The 16,347-nt window shown below is 66.3% G+C and carries 7 protein-coding genes; 6 read left to right on the forward strand and 1 reads right to left on the reverse strand.

The window, feature by feature from the left end; all coding sequences use genetic code 11:
- Positions 1–7: 7 nt before the first annotated feature.
- Positions 8–1,363, reverse strand: a complete 1,356-nt coding sequence (locus tag KVT37_RS04550) for a formimidoylglutamate deiminase (RefSeq protein ID WP_217570142.1) — start codon at positions 1,361–1,363, stop codon at positions 8–10.
- Positions 1,364–1,460: 97 nt separating this feature from the next.
- Between KVT37_RS04550 and hutI the strand changes: the two genes are divergently transcribed.
- The 6 genes from hutI to KVT37_RS04580 all read left to right on the forward strand — a co-directional run bounded on the left by hutI (position 1,461) and on the right by KVT37_RS04580 (position 16,297).
- A complete protein-coding gene (gene hutI, locus KVT37_RS04555) occupies positions 1,461–2,690 on the forward strand; it encodes an imidazolonepropionase (RefSeq protein ID WP_217570896.1) in 1,230 nt (409 codons plus the stop codon).
- A complete protein-coding gene (gene hutH, locus KVT37_RS04560; protein ID WP_217570144.1) occupies positions 2,687–4,228 on the forward strand; it encodes a histidine ammonia-lyase in 1,542 nt (513 codons plus the stop codon). The genes hutI and hutH overlap by 4 nt, the downstream gene beginning before the upstream one ends.
- Entirely contained in the window at positions 4,228–5,046 is an 819-nt protein-coding gene (gene hutG, locus KVT37_RS04565; RefSeq protein ID WP_217570145.1) for an N-formylglutamate deformylase, read from the forward strand. Before hutH ends, hutG begins: the two co-directional genes overlap by 1 nt.
- A 25-nt stretch (positions 5,047–5,071) precedes the next feature.
- Complete coding sequence (hutU, locus tag KVT37_RS04570; RefSeq protein WP_217570147.1) at positions 5,072–6,745, forward strand: urocanate hydratase; 1,674 nt, start codon at positions 5,072–5,074, stop codon at positions 6,743–6,745.
- A 114-nt stretch (positions 6,746–6,859) separates the two neighbouring features.
- Positions 6,860–7,447, forward strand: coding sequence for a HutD family protein (locus KVT37_RS04575; protein WP_217570149.1), 588 nt, complete (start codon positions 6,860–6,862; stop codon positions 7,445–7,447).
- A gap of 270 nt (positions 7,448–7,717) precedes the next feature.
- Entirely contained in the window at positions 7,718–16,297 is an 8,580-nt protein-coding gene (locus KVT37_RS04580; protein WP_217570151.1) for a glucoamylase family protein, read from the forward strand.
- Positions 16,298–16,347: the final 50 nt, after the last annotated feature.

Here is a 16,347-nt window from a genome sequence, read left to right on the forward strand (position 1 = left end):
CGAATGTTCAGCCTTGCGACAGGGCGGTCATGACGGCGCGGAATCGGTTGGCAACTGCCTCGCGTTTCGCATGCCTGCCGCCGCTGACCTGCTTTTTGCCATGCACCCAGACGCAATCGACCTTGCTGCCATTGGCAAAGATCCAGGCGTCGAGGATCGCGTCTCCCGCCTTGCCGGCAAGCGAAGGGTGGCCGGCATCGAGCGAGACGAAGTCGGCCGGACCGCCGGCGGCAATCCGTGACGGGGCGGCACCGAGCGCCTGGCTGCCGCCGTCGAGCGAAGCGTCGAACAGCGCGCGCCCGGTCGAGCCGCCGGCCCGCGCCATCACGTTGCGGGCACGGTGGGCGAGGCGCTGCGAATATTCGAGCTGGCGAAGCTCGTCCGGCAGGCCGATCAGCACATTGGAATCGGAGCCGACGCCGAAACGGCCGCCATGCTCGACGAACAGCGGGGCCGCGAAAGTGCCGTCGCCGAGATTGGCCTCGGTGATCGGGCAGAGCCCGGCGATGGCGCCGGCCTTGGCCATGGCGATTGTCTCGGCCTCGGTCATATGCGTGGCGTGGATCAGGCACCAGCGATCGTCAACCTTGGCATTGGCCAGCAGGAACTCGACCGGACGCTTACCCGACCAGGCAATGCAGTCCTCGACCTCCTTCACCTGTTCGGCGACATGGATGTGGACCGGCCCGCCCGGCGCCATCGCGGCAACGGCATTGAGCTCGTCCGGTGTCGCGGCGCGCAGGCTGTGCGGCGCGACACCGACGACGGCCTGCTCGAGCGGGCGAACAGCCTCGCGGCCTTTCTCAAGCAGGCGCCCGAAGCGCCCGACATCGTTGATGAATCGCCGCTGGCCTTCATTCGGCGCGGCGCCTCCGAAGGATGAATGGGCATAAAAAACCGGCAGCAGCGTCAGGCCGATGCCGGTGTCGGCCGCGGCGGCCGCGATCCGCTCCGCCATCTCGGCGATGTTGGCGTAGGGCCGCCCGTCGCGGTCGTGATGCAGATAGTGGAACTCGCCGACGCGAGAGAAACCGGCTTCGAGCATCTCGACATAAAGCTGCGCCGCCACCGCCTCGACCTGGTCCGGCGTCATCGAAAGCGCGAAGCGGTACATCACCTCTCGCCAGCTCCAGAAACTGTCGGCCGAAGGCCCCCGCAGTTCGGCCAGCCCCGCCATGCCGCGCTGGAAGGCGTGACTGTGCAGATTGGGCATGCCGGGTACCACGATGGCGTGACGCTCGTCGCCGGCCTGCGCATGAGCGTCGGCCTCGACTGTCGAGATACGGCCGCCATCGAAGGCGATCCTGACATTGCCCTGCCAACCGCCGGGCAGCAGCGCCTGTTCCGCAAAGATCGCCGTCACGTTCCTCTCCGAATCTGAATGCCTGGATGACATTACCACTTGCGTCGCGTTTCAATATGTATATACATAATCGCCATCCAAGCAAATGGAAAAGATGATGGGTGGAGCAAACGGGAAGAGCGGCCTTCGTGTCTGGCGCAATGCGCGCCTGGCGACCATGGCCGATGGCGAGGCCGGGCTCGGTATCGTCGAGAAGGGCGTGGTCGCCGCGCGCGGCGGGCTTATTATTTACGCCGGTCCCGAGGTTGATATGCCGGCTGCTGCCGGGCAGGGCGCCGAGACTATCGATTGCCAGGGACGCTGGATCACGCCCGGCCTGATCGACTGCCATACGCACCTTGTCTATGCGGGAAACCGCGCCAACGAATTCGAGATGCGTCTGGCCGGCGCCACCTATGAAGAAGTGGCCCGCGCCGGCGGCGGCATCGTCTCCTCGGTCAAGTCGCTGCGCGCCGCGAGCGAGGACCAACTCGTCGCCCAGACGCTGCCGCGCCTCGATGCGCTGATCGCGGAAGGCGTCACCACCGTCGAGGTCAAGTCCGGCTATGGCCTCGATGCCGACAATGAAAAAAAGTCGCTGCGCGCCGCCCGTCGCCTGGCTGGCGAGCGGCCCGTCACGATCCGCACCACTTGTCTCGCCGCGCATGCGCTTCCGCCGGAAGCCAAGGGCGACAAGGACGCTTTCATCGATCTGGTCGCCGGCACGATCCTCCCCGAGGTCGCCGCTGAAAATCTCGCCGATGCCGTCGACGGCTTCTGCGAAGGCATCGCCTTCTCGCCGCAGCAGATGGCGCGCGTCTTCGACAAGGCGAAGGCCCTCGGCCTGCCCGTGAAACTCCACGCCGACCAGCTTTCCAACCTGCATGGCGCGGCCCTTGCCGCCCGCTATGGCGCGCTTTCCGCCGATCATCTCGAATACACCGACGAGGCCGGCGCCGCAGCTATGGCCGAGGCGGGCACCGTGGCGACTATCCTGCCCGGCGCCTACTATTTCATCCGCGAGACCAAGAAGCCGCCGGTCGACCTGTTCCGCCGCCACGGCGTGAAGATGGCGGTCGCGACCGACTCCAACCCCGGCACCTCGCCGCTCACCTCGCTGCTGCTCACCATGAACATGGCAGCGACCCTGTTCGGCATGACTGTCGACGAATGCCTGGCCGGCGTCACCCGCGAGGCCGCGCGCGCGCTTGGCCTGCTTGGCCAGACCGGCACGCTGGAAGCCGGCAAATCGGCCGATCTGGCCATCTGGGACATCGAGCGCCCGGCCGAACTCGTTTACCGCATGGGCTTCAACCCGCTCCATGCCCGCATCTGGAGAGGACAATGACGGAACTTACCCTGACGCCCGGCAACGCCACGCTTGCCGACTGGCGCGCCATCTATCGCGGCGCCGTGCCGAAGCTCGACGCTGCTTGCCGCCCGAAGATCAAGGCCAGCGCCGAGGCGGTTGCCCGCATCGTCGCCAAGGGCGAGCCGGTCTATGGCATCAACACCGGCTTCGGCAAGCTCGCCAGCGTTCGCATCCCGTCCAACGATCTCGAAACGCTGCAGCGCAACATCGTGTTGTCGCATGCCGCCGGCGTCGGCGAGGCAATGCCGGTCGCGGTGGTGCGGCTGATGATGGCGCTGAAGCTTGCCAGCCTCGCACAGGGCGCTTCCGGCGTGCGGCCTCAGACCATCGAATTGCTGGAGGCCATGCTCGCCAACGACGTCATTCCGGTGGTGCCGGCGCAAGGCTCGGTCGGCGCTTCCGGCGACCTCGCGCCGCTCTCGCATATGACGGCCGTGATGATCGGCGTCGGCGAATGCTTTACCCCGCATGGCCGCTTCCCCGCCAAGGTCGCCTTTGTCTCGCATGGGCTGGAGCCGGTGACGCTCGGCGCCAAGGAAGGGCTGGCGCTGCTCAACGGCACCCAGTTCTCGACGGCTTTCGCGCTGGCAGGCCTGTTCGAGGCCGAGGTGCTCTACCAGTCGGCGCTGGTCGCCGGTGCGTTGTCGACCGACGCGGCGCGCGGCTCCGACGCGCCCTTCGATCCGCGCATCCATCTGCTGCGCAGGCATCGCGGCCAGATCGAGACTGCCGATGCTCTGCGCAACCTGATGGCCGGCAGCGCCATCCGTGAATCGCACCGTATCGGCGACGAGCGCGTGCAGGATCCGTACTGCCTGCGCTGTCAGCCGCAGGTGATGGGCGCGGCACTCGACGTGCTGCGCAAGGCCGCCGACACGCTTCAGACTGAGGCCAACGGCGTCACCGACAATCCGCTGATCTTCGCCGAGGACGACACCGCGCTTTCCGGCGGCAATTTCCACGCCGAGCCGGTCGCCTTCGCCGCCGACATGATCGCGCTCGCCGTCTGCGAGATCGGCTCGCTGTCGGAGCGTCGCATCGCCATGCTGGTAGACCCGGCGCTCTCCGGCATGCCGGCCTTCCTGACGCCGAAGCCCGGTCTGAATTCCGGCTTCATGATCCCGCAGGTGACGGCGGCAGCGCTCGTTTCGGAAAACAAGCAGAAGGCCTATCCGGCGAGCGTCGATTCCATCCCGACCTCGGCCAACCAGGAAGACCATGTCTCGATGGCCGCCCACGGCGCGCGCCGGTTGCTCGGCATGATCGAGAACGCAACCGCCGTCATCGGCATCGAACTCTTGGCCGCGGCGCAAGGCTGCGATTTCCATCAGCCGCTCGCCTCCAGCGTCGCGCTCGAAGCCGTGCGCAAGCTGGTGCGGGCCGAGGTGCCGCATCTCGACAACGACCGCCATTTCCATCCCGACATGGAAAAGGCGATCGCCTTGGTCCGCAGCGGCGCCACGGTGAAGGCGGCAGGTGCCGTGTCGCTGCCTTCGATTGCGGGAGCGGCCTGATGGCAACGCCGTCCTGGCTCACCATCACCCAAGGCAGAGCGCCGCTGCTAGTCTCGATCCCGCATACGGGCATCGACCTTGCCGGCCTCGACAGCCGGCTGGTCTCGACCTGGCTGGGGCGGCGCGACTGCGACTGGTGGATCGACAATCTCTATGACTTCGCCAAGGACCTCGGCGCGACTGTCGTGCACACCGCCATCTCGCGCACCGTCATCGACGTCAACCGCGATCCGTCGGGCGTCTCGCTTTATCCGGGACAGGCAACCACCACCCTTTGCCCGACCGATACCTTCGACGGCGACCCGCTCTATCGCATGGGTGAGGAGCCGACGCCGGCCGAGATCGACCAGCGCCGCGAGAAATATTTCGTGCCCTACCACACCGCCTTGCAGGCCGAGATCGATCGGCTGCGCGGCATGCACGAGAACATCGTTGTCTACGATTGCCATTCGATCCGCTCGGTGCTGCCGCGCCTCTTCGAAGGCACGCTGCCGGTGTTCAATCTCGGCACCAATGACGGCAAGAGCACCGATCCGCTGCTGCAGCAGAAAGTCGCCGCCATCCTCGCCGCGACCGGCGAGACCTGGGTGGTCAACGGCCGCTTCAAGGGCGGTTTTATCACCCGCAGCTTCGGCAAGCCGCAAAACGGCGTGCACGCGCTGCAGATGGAACTCTCCAACCGCGGCTACATGCGCGAGCCGTCGGAAAAGGGTTCGCCGGAAAACTGGCCTGTTCCTTACGACGCGACCTATGCCGCGCCGATCCGCGCCACGCTGAAGACCATCCTCGAAACCGCCATTGAATGGGCCGGGCGCTGACGCGCCGCCTTGCTAGAAAGGGACAATGATGAACGATCCCCGCCACAACATCCGCGAAGTGCGCGCCCCGCGCGGCGACAAGCTCAACGCCCGCTATTGGACGACCGAGGCGCCGCTGCGCATGCTGATGAACAACCTCGATCCCGAGGTCGCCGAGAACCCGAACGAGCTGGTCGTCTATGGCGGCATCGGCCGTGCGGCGCGCACCTGGAACGATTTCGACCGTATCGTCGCTTCGCTGAAGACGCTCGGCGAGGACGAGACGCTGCTGGTGCAGTCGGGCAAGCCGGTCGGTGTCTTCAAGACCCATTCCAACGCGCCGCGCGTGCTCATCGCCAACTCCAACATCGTGCCGCATTGGGCGACCTGGGAGAAGTTCAACGAGCTCGATAAGAAGGGCCTGATGATGTACGGCCAGATGACGGCCGGCTCGTGGATCTATATCGGCACGCAGGGTATCGTGCAGGGCACCTACGAGACTTTCGTGGAGGCCGGCCGCCAGCATTACAACGGCAACCTCAAGGGCAAGTGGATCCTGACCGGCGGTCTCGGCGGGATGGGCGGCGCCCAGCCTCTGGCGGCGGTCATGGCCGGCGCCTCCTGCCTGGCCATCGAGTGCAACCCGGACTCGATCGATTTTCGCCTGCGCACCCGCTATCTCGACGAGAAGGCCGAGACGCTCGACGAAGCGATGGAAATGATCGAGCGCTGGACCAAGGCCGGCGAGGCGAAGTCGGTCGGCCTGCTCGGCAACGCCGCCGAGATCGTGCCGGAGATGTTCAGGCGCGGCATCCGCCCCGACATGGTCACGGACCAGACCTCGGCGCACGACCCGATCAACGGCTATCTGCCCAAGGGCTGGACGATGGCCGAGTGGCGCGAGAAGCGCGTCAGCGACCCGAAGGCCGTTGAAAAAGCCGCCCGCGCGTCCATGCGCGAGCATGTCGAGGCGATGGTGGCGTTCTGGAACGCCGGCGTGCCGACGCTCGACTACGGCAACAACATTCGCCAGGTCGCCAAGGAAGAAGGTTTCGAGAACGCCTTCGCCTTCCCGGGCTTCGTGCCGGCCTATATCCGGCCGCTGTTCTGCCGCGGCATCGGTCCGTTCCGCTGGGCAGCACTCTCGGGCGATCCGGAAGATATCTACAAGACCGACGCCAAGGTGCGCGAGCTCACCCCCGGCAACACGCATCTGCACAACTGGCTCGACATGGCGCGCGAGCGCATCTCGTTCCAGGGCCTGCCGGCGCGCATCTGCTGGGTCGGCCTCGGCGATCGCCATCGCCTCGGCCTCGCCTTCAACGAGATGGTGGCCAGGGGTGAGCTCAAGGCGCCGATCGTCATCGGCCGCGACCACCTCGATTCCGGCTCTGTCGCCTCGCCGAACCGCGAGACCGAAGCGATGAAGGACGGCTCCGACGCCATTTCCGACTGGCCGCTGCTCAACGCGCTGCTCAACACCGCGTCCGGCGCCACCTGGGTGTCGCTGCACCATGGCGGCGGCGTCGGCATGGGCTTCTCGCAGCATTCCGGCATGGTGATCGTCGCCGATGGCACGGCCGAGGCGGCCAAGCGCCTGGAGCGCGTGCTGTGGAACGACCCGGCAACCGGCGTCATGCGTCATGCCGATGCCGGCTACGACATCGCCATCCAGTGCGCCAAGGAGCACCAGCTCAACCTGCCGGGCATACTGGGCTAGAGCATGATGCCGAAAGTGTGAAACGGTTTTCGGACAACATCATGCTGCCCACCAAGAAGACAGAGGCGGATGATTTCAGGTCGAATCGACTTGAAATCGTCCGGCTCTAGGCCGATGCGCATCCTTCGTGCCGCCGGCTACCGCGTCATGCCGTGGAAGAATGGCGGCGGCACGACCACCGAAATCGCCGTCTCGCCGGACGGCGCCGGGCTCGACGATTTCGACTGGCGTATCTCCATGGCGTGCGTCGAAAGCAGCGGGCCGTTCTCCAGCTTTGCTGGCATCGACCGAACGTTGTCGGTGCTGGAGGGCGATGGCGTCGTCCTCGATATCGCCGGCCAGCCCCCGGCGCGGCTGACTAAGGCTTCGTCGCCGCTCGCCTTTCCGGGCGATGTGCCGACCGGTGCCACGTTGATCGGCGGTCCGATCACCGATCTCAACGTCATGACTCGTCGCGGCCGCATGGCGCATGAGGTCGGGCGCCGGCCGCTCTCCGGCGAGATTCGCATTGCGCCGCGTGCCGACACGACGCTTATTCTTGCCGTCGACGCCGGGGTCACGCTGTTCACGCACGATGCGTCGGAGCTCGGACCGCTCGATACGCTGGTCCTCGACCGCGATGGCCCGGAATTGCGGCTTCAGCCCAAGGGGCCGGGCCAGCTTTTCGTGATCGAACTCCACCGCCTCGCCGCCAACCGTTAACGGCTGTTGCCAAACATGATCGCGGCTGGGGCGAATTATCGCCCGGCCCCTTGCATGTATCACGAAAAAGCCTGAATCCTTGCCCTGATCCAACCGGGGGCGAAGAGCGAGGGGCGTTCGCCCACGAGCTGTCGAAAGGGCACGCCCCTATAATGGTGCGCAACACAAACTTTCGGCCAAACCGTCATGCAACCAATTGCAATTGAACCGGTTTTAGGGGCATTGCCGTGGCGGTGACGCCGCATTGCGCCCCGCCTTACGGAATTTTCAATGAACATTCAGACGAACCCCAACAAGATCGAACATGCAAGCGCCGGTTTCCCGGCGGTGACGGACGCGCCGATACGCTCCAACTTCCTGCCTGAGGACCGCCTGCGCGCTCTTGGCGTCGCCTTAGCCAAGGGCGAGGTCAAGGAACTGTTCGGCCTCGCCCCGTTCGAGTTCCAGGCCCGCATCCGCGACAGCGCCAAGAAGATTCTCGAAGTCTACCGCTCGACCAATGCCGCCCAGGCCAAGGGCGAAACCATCACGCCGGCCGCGCAGTGGCTGCTCGACAACAATTACCTCGTCGAGGAAACCATTTTCCAGGTCAAGCGCGACCTGCCGCGCCGCTTCTACCGGCAACTGCCGACGCTGACGCTCGGCGACGGCACCGTGCTGCCGCGCGCCTTCGTCGTGGCCTGGAGCTATGTCGAGCATTCCGACAGCTCCGTCTCCGCCAACATGTTCAAGGCGATCGTCGAGGGCTTCCAGTCCGTCGAGCCGATGAAGATCGGCGAGCTGTGGGCGCTGCCTTCGCTCTTGCGTTTCGTGCTGATCGAGAACCTTCGCCGCATCGCGGTGCGCGTCGAGCGCACCAGGCAGATGCGCCACATCGCTAACGAAGTCGCCGACCGGGTGCTCGCGACCGACGACAATGCCGACCGGACAAGGATCCTGTCGACCTACAGCGCGCATGCGCAGGACACCACCTTCGCCACCCAGTTGCTCTACCGCCTGCGCGACGGGTCGCAGAATGCCGGCCGCGCGCTGGAATGGCTGGAAGGCGAGTTGGAAAAGACCGGTTCGGATGCCGAGGAGATCATCATCTCCGAGCATCAGACGCTGTCCAGCGGCAACGTCACCACCGGCAACATCATCCGCGGCCTGCGCCTTATCAACGACGTCGACTGGACGGTCTGGTTCGAGGGCGTCAGCCGCATCGACACGCTGCTGCGTGAGAAGACCGATTTCGCCGCGCTGGACTTCTTCTCGCGCGACCAGTACCGCACCGCGATCGAGCAGCTGGCGCGCCGCTCCGAGCTTTCCGAATACCGGGTGGCCGAAAAGGCGATCGAGCTTGCCGGCCACACGCCCGGCGTCACCGATGCCTCCGGCGTGCCCGAAACCGCCGATCCTGCCGTCCACACCGATGTCGGCTTCTTCCTGGTCGGCCCGCGCCGACAGGAACTGGAAAAGGCGATCGGCTACCGGCCGCCTTTCTATGTGACCTTCAAGCGTGGCTTTGCCAGCGCCGGCTGGCTGGGCATCGTCGTGCCGGTGTTCCTGCTGACGGCGCTGCTTCTGGTGCTGTCGGGCAGGGCGCTCGCCAATCTCGGCCTGTCGGTGGAATCGATCACTTTGATGCTGGCGCTGTTCGCGGTGCCGGCCAGCGAGGGCGCTCTGGCCTTCTTCAACACCGTGGTTGCGATGTTCCTGAAGCCGACCCGGCTTGTTGGCTACGACTACAACAAGCACGGTATTCCTGCCGAGTCGCGCACGCTGGTCGTGGTGCCTTCGCTGATCGGCTCGCGCGACGATGTCGAGGAAAACATCCGCAACATCGAAGTGCATCACCTCGCCAACACGGCGGAGGAGATCCATTTCGCGCTGTTGTCCGACTGGCCGGATTCCAAGACCGAGATCGACGCCGCCGACATCGAGATCCTGCAATATGCCCGCGACGAGATCGCCAGGCTCAACGCCCGCTATCCGTCGGAAGGCTCGCCGCGCTTCTATCTTCTGCACCGCCGCCGCCTCTACAACCAGGCGCAGGGCTGCTGGATGGGTTGGGAGCGCAAGCGCGGCAAACTGCACGAGCTGAACCTTCTGCTGCGCGGCGACAGCGACACCACCTTCCTGCCGCTCGACGTGCCGCTGCCGGAAAAGGTCGTCTATGTGATGACGCTCGATGCCGACACGCGCACCACGCGCGATGCGGTTTCGAGCCTGGTCGGCAAGCTTGCGCACCCGCTGAACCGCCCGCATTTCGACCCGGTCAAGCGCGTCGTCAGCGCCGGCTACACCATCCTGCAGCCGCGCATCACCGCTTCGCTGACAAGCGGCGACGACGCCTCCTTCTTCCAGCGCGTCTTCTCGGCCAATCGCGGCCTCGACCCCTATGTGTTCGCCGTCTCCGACGTCTATCAGGACGTCTTCGGCGACGGCTCCTTCACCGGTAAGGGCCTCTACCATGTCGATGCCTTCGAGGCAGCGCTGAAGGAGCGCATCGACGAAAACACCATCCTCAGCCACGATCTGCTCGAGGGCGCCCTGGCGCGCGCCGCGCTGGTCACGGACGTGGAGCTGGTCGAGGACTATCCGACCCGCTACTCGGTCGACGCCTCGCGCCACCACCGCTGGGCGCGCGGCGACTGGCAACTGCTCGGCTTCATCTTCGACCCGCGCTCCGGCGTCCCGGCGCTGTCGCGCTGGAAGATGGTCGACAATCTGCGCCGCTCGGTCACTCCGATCTTCTGGGTCATGGCCTGTGTCGCCGGCTGGACGCTGCTGCCTTTCACCCAGGCCGCGCAGTGGCAGGCGCTGATGATCCTCAGCCTGTTCATGGCGCCGACCTTCGACATCGTGAACGGCATCCTGCCGAAGAGCGGCGACCAGACGCCGCGCGGCCATTTCTCCGCGCTTGCGCGCGACACCGTTTTCGGCACCGCGCTTGTGGCGCTGAAAGTGCTGTTGATGGCGCATCTGGCCTGGATGATGGGCGACGCCATTGTCCGCACCATCTACCGCCTCTTCGTCAGCCGCCAGAACCTCCTCGAATGGCGCACCGCCTCGCAGGCGGCCAAGGGCGGCAACGATCTCGGCGCCTATTACGGCATGATGTACGGCGCGGTGATCATCGGCGTCGTCGGCCTCGCTATCCCGGTGCTCGCCGATTCCACCGGCGCCTTCGTCGCCTTCTTCTTCGCCATCTTCTGGATCGCTTCGCCCGCCGTCGCCTGCTGGATCAGCCGCTCGGCCGAGACCGAGGACAGGCTGCGCATCTCGAGCGCCGACATCCATGCGCTGCGCACCTTCGCGCGCCGCACCTGGCATTATTTCGAGACCTTCGTCACGCCCGAGCAGCATCATCTGCCGCCTGACAATTTCCAGGAAAGCCCGGCGCCCGTGGTGGCGCCGCGCACCTCGCCGACCAATATCGGCGTCTATCTTCTGTCGGTGGTGTCGGCCCGCGATTTCGGCTGGATCAGCCTGTCGGATGCCATCACCCGCATCGACGCCACGATGACGACCATCGAGAACATGCCGCGCGATCGCGGCCATCTCTACAACTGGTATGACACGACGACGCTGAAGCCGCTCTATCCGCTCTATATCTCGGCGGTCGACAGCGGCAACCTCGCCGGCCACCTGGTCGCGGTGGCGGCGTCCTGCGCCGAATGGGCCGAGGCGCCCTCCGTCCATCTGCAGGGCGATTTCGAAGGCATCATCGATACCGTCACCATTCTCGACGAAAGCCTGGACGAGTTGCCGGATGACCGGCGCCAGCTGCGGCCGCTGCGCCAGCGGCTGGCCGACCGTCTCGACGGCATGCGCCGCGCGGTTACGACCATCAAGGCGCAGCCCGAGATGGCCTCGATCCGCACCATCAATCTTGCCGTGCTCGCCGGCGAGATCCGCAAGCTCGCCACCGCCATCCACACCGAGGCGGCCTCGCCGAAGAGCGATATCATCGCCGACTGGGCGGAACGGCTGGAAGCGACCTGCGAAGCGCATGTGCACGATTCGCACAATGACGAGGGCGCGGTCGCCGCGCTGCGCGCCAAGCTGCTCGCCCTGCGCGAGCGCTGCCGCCGCTACGCCTTCGAGATGGATTTCTCCTTCCTGATGCGCCAGGAGCGCAAGCTTCTGTCGATAGGCTACCGGGTCGAGGACCGCCAGCTCGACGAGAGCTGCTACGACCTGCTCGCCTCCGAGGCGCGGCTCACCAGCCTGTTCGCCATCGCCAAGGGCGACCTGCCGACCGAGCATTGGTTCCGCCTGGGACGCCCGATCGTCGAGATCGGCTTCCAGGGCGCGCTGATGTCCTGGTCGGGCTCGATGTTCGAGTATCTCATGCCGCCGCTGGTGATGAAGGAGCCGCAGGGCTCGATCCTCAACCAGACCAGCAAGCTCATCATCAAGCGCCAGATCCAGTATGCGCGTTCCAAGAACGTGCCCTGGGGCATTTCGGAAGCGGCCTACAACGCCCGCGACCGCGAGCTCACCTACCAGTACACCAATTTCGGCGTGCCCGGCCTCGGCCTGAAGCGCGGCCTTGGCCAGAACACGGTGATCGCGCCTTATGCGACGATTCTCGCGGCGCAGTTCAGCCCGCGCGAGGCGGTGCAGAACCTGCAGCGGCTGCGCTCGATCGGCGCGCTCGGCCGCCACGGCTTCTACGACGCGGTCGATTTCACGCCGCAGCGCGTGCCCGAAGGCACCGACCACGCCGTGGTGCAGAACTACATGGCGCACCATTCCGGCATGTCGATCGCGGCCGTCGCCGACGCCATTTTCGAGGGCCGGCTGCGCGAGCGTTTCCACAGCGACCCGGTGATCGAGTCGGCCGAGCTCCTGTTGCAGGAGAAGGCGCCGCGCGACATCCCGACCGCCACCGTCAGGACGGAAGCCGACGAGCGCGCCAAGGACGAAACCGAGGCCGAGAGCCCCGACAGCCGCGTCGTGCTCGACCCGATCAAGGCGCTGCGCGCCACCAACGTCATGTCCAATGGCCGTTATTCGGTCATGGTCACCGCCACCGGCTCCGGCTACAGCCGCTTCGGCGAGCTTGCCGTCACCCGCTGGCAGCCGGACCCGAGCGAGGACCGCCTCGGCTCCTACATCTTCCTGCGCGACACCGCGACGGGCGACTGGTGGTCGGCCACCGCCGAGCCGAAGCGCGCCGAGGGCGAACGCGTCCAGACGCTGTTTGGCGACGACAAGGCGAGCTTCACCAAGTCGGTCGGCTCGCTGCGTTCGGAGGTCGAGTGCATCGTCATTTCCGAGGGCAATGGCGAGGGCCGCCGCATCACGCTCTACAATGACAGCGCCACCGACCGGCATATCGAGATCACCTCCTTCGCCGAGCTGGTGCTCGGCAACGAGGCTTCGGACAACGCGCATCCGGCGTTCTCCAAGATGTTCATCGAGACCGAGATCGCGCCGAACAATGGCGCGATCTTCGCCACGCGGCGCAAGCGCGACAAGAACGAGCCCGACCTCACCATGGTGCATTTCGTCACCGACCCGGCGGGCCCGTCGCGCGATGCCGAGGCCGAGACCGACCGGCGCGCCTTCATCGGCCGTGGCCGCACCATTGCCGACGCCGTCGCCTTCGACCCCGGCGTCAGGCTGTCCGGCAGCCAGGGCTTCACGCTCGACCCGGTGGCGGCGCTGCGCCGCCAGGTGCGCGTGCCGGCCAACAAGAAGATCTCGCTGACCTTCTGGACCGCCGTCGGCGCCAATCGCGGCGAGCTCGACGAGGCGATCGCCCGGCTCGACCACCAGGAGAGCTTCGCCCGCCAGGCCATGCTTGCCTGGACGCGCAGCCAGGTGCAGACGCGCCACCTCGGCCTCAGCCTCACCGACGCCGCCAATGTGCAGAAACTGGCGCGCTACCTGATCTATCCCGATCCGTTCCTGCGCCTGCCGGCGGAGTCCATCGCGTCGGGCCTCGGTCGCCAGTCGAGCCTGTGGCCGACCAGCATCTCCGGCGATTTCCCGATCTTCCTCGTGCGCATCGGCGACGTCGCCGATCTCGAGATCGTCGCCCAGGCGCTGCGCTTCCAGGAATATATGCGTGCCCGCGGCATGATGATCGACTTCGTCGTCGTCAACGAGCAGGCCTCATCCTATGTGCAGGACCTGCAGCGCGCGGTGGAGACGCTGTGCGAGAACAGCCGCCTGCGCGGCCGCGAACTCGGACCCCGCCAGCACATCTTCGCGGTGCGCCGCGACCTGATGGACGAGCCGACCTACAAGACCTTGCTGTCGGTGGCGCGCGTCGTTCTGCATACCCGCAACGGCACGATCTTCGACCAGCTCGAACGCGCCGAGACGGCGGCCCTCCAGGCCCGCGATGCCTTGCTGCAGGCGGACGGCGGCAGCCCGCGCGAGCCCACGCCGCCGCTGCCCTTGCCGGTGCCGGCAAGCCGGGATGGCGGCGACATCGCCGCCGACGGCAGCGGCCTCAGCCTCTGGAACGGCTTCGGCGGCTTCGATGGCGACGGCCGCCACTATGTGACGCGGCTGACCGGGCGGCGTTCGACGCCGCAGCCCTGGATCAACGTCATCTCCAACGCCTCTTTCGGCTTCCACGTCTCGGCCGAAGGCGCCGGCTTCACCTGGAGCCGCAACAGCCGTGACTACCAGCTGACGCCATGGTCGAACGACCCGGTGTCGAACCGGCCGGGCGAGGGCTTCTATATTTTCGACCAATCGAGCGGCAAGGCGTTCTCGCCGATGGCCGCGACGGTTCGCGATCCGTCGATGACCTATGAGACCTGGCATGGCCAGGGCTTCTCGACCTTCCGCTCGAGGCGCGGCTCGCTGTCGATGGACCTGACGCAGGTGGTCGACCCGGCCGATCCGGTGAAGATCAGCCGGTTGCGCATCCAGAATGCCGGCGCCGCGCCGGCGCGGCTGCGCGTCTACGCCTATGCCGAATGGGTGCTGGGCGGCCACCGCTCGCGCACCGCGGCGACCATCGTGCCCGCGCGGGACGCGGCAACAGGGGCCATGCTGGCGCAGAATCCTTACGGTCTCGACTTCGGCGAGCGGGTGGCCTTCCTGGCGGCGGCCCATCCGGTCCATTCGGTGACGGCCGACCGCTCCGAGTTCATCGGCAGGCACGGCACGACCGAGTATCCACAGGCCGTGCTGGGCGGGCTCGCGCTGTCCGGGCGCATCGAGGCGGGCGACGATCCATGCGCGGTCGTCGCCAGCGACATCGACATCCCGGCCGGCGGCGACGTGACGCTGTTCTGGCTGCTCGGCGACGCGGCCACGCCCGCCGAGGCCAGCGCCCTGGTGCAGACCCATCGCGGCAAGGATTTCGACCAGCGCCTGGCCGACAACGAAAAGGCCTGGCGCGGCTTCCTCGACACAATCCAGGTCGAGACGCCGGACGAGGCAATGAACGCCATGGTCAACCACTGGCTGCCTTATCAGAGCCTGGCCTGCCGTATCCGCGCGCGCTCGGCTTTCTACCAGGCGAGCGGCGCCTTCGGCTTCCGCGACCAGTTGCAGGACACGCTTGCGCTTCTGGCGCATGACCCGAAGCTGGCGCGCGACCAGATCCTCAATGCCGCGCGCCGGCAGTTCCCGGAAGGCGACGTGCAGCATTGGTGGCTGCCGCGCACCGATGCCGGGGTGCGCACCATGATCTCGGACGATGTGGTCTGGCTGGCGCATGCGACCGCCCGCTACATCGAAGTGACCGGCGATGCCGCGATCCTCAAGGAGCAGTTGCCTTTCATCGACGGGCAGGAGCTCGGTGAGGGCGAGCACGACGCCTTCTTCACGCCCGAGATCACCAAGAACACCGCTTCGCTCTATGATCATTGCGCGCGGGCGCTCGACCTCGCGATCAAGCGCAGCAGCCCTGCCGGCCTGCCGCTCATCCTCGGCGGCGACTGGAACGACGGCATGAACCGTGTCGGCGAGGGCGGCAAGGGCGAGAGCGTGTGGCTGGGCTGGTTCCTCCTGAAGACGCTCACCGACTTCGCGCCCGTCGCCAGGGGGCAGGGCGACACCAAGCGGGCGCAGGCGTGGATGAAGCACGCGGACGTGCTGAAGCGGGCGCTGGAAAGCACCGCCTGGGACGGCCAGTGGTACCGGCGCGGCAGCTTCGACGACGGCTCGCCGCTCGGCTCGCACAATTCGGACGAGTGCAATATCGACTCCATCGCCCAGTCCTGGAGCGTGCTGTCGGGCGAGGGCGATCCGGCGCGCTCGACGACGGCCATGGAACAGGCGACCAACATGCTGGTCGACGACGAGCTCAAGATCGTCAAGCTGTTCACGCCGCCCTTCTCGAAGAGCGAGAAGGACCCCGGCTACATCAAGAGCTATCCGCCGGGCGTGCGCGAGAATGGCGGCCAGTACACCCATGCCGCCACCTGGTTCGTGATCGCGCTGGCCGAAATGGGCCGCACCGACGAGGCCTATCGCTGCTTCTCGATGCTGAACCCGGTCAACCACGCTTCTGACGAGGCTGCCGCCGAACACTACCGCGTCGAGCCTTATGTCGTGGCCGCAGACATCTATTCCGGCCAAGGCAAGGGCGGGCGCGGCGGCTGGACCTGGTACACGGGCTCGGCCGGCTGGCTTTACCGCGCCGCGGTGGAAGGCATCCTCGGCATCGAGCGGCGTGGCAAGGAGATCACGTTTAGGCCGAAGCTGCCCGGGCACTGGGACGGCTACGCCGCGACGCTCAAGATGTTCGGCGGCGAAATCAAGGTTCGCGTCATCCGCGACAAAAAGACCAAGTCGATCTCGCTAGAAGTCGATGGTTCGAAGAAAAAATCGGCGTCTTTCGAGCCGAAAGCCGGCGACAAGACCGAAGTCGTCGTCAGGATACCAGCGTAAAATCAAAGGCTTGGCTTGTTAGCCGCGCATCCCGAGGGATGCGCGGCCAA

Source organism: Mesorhizobium sp. GbtcB19 (assembly GCF_019091085.1).
Classification (GTDB): Bacteria; Pseudomonadota; Alphaproteobacteria; order Rhizobiales; family Rhizobiaceae; genus Mesorhizobium.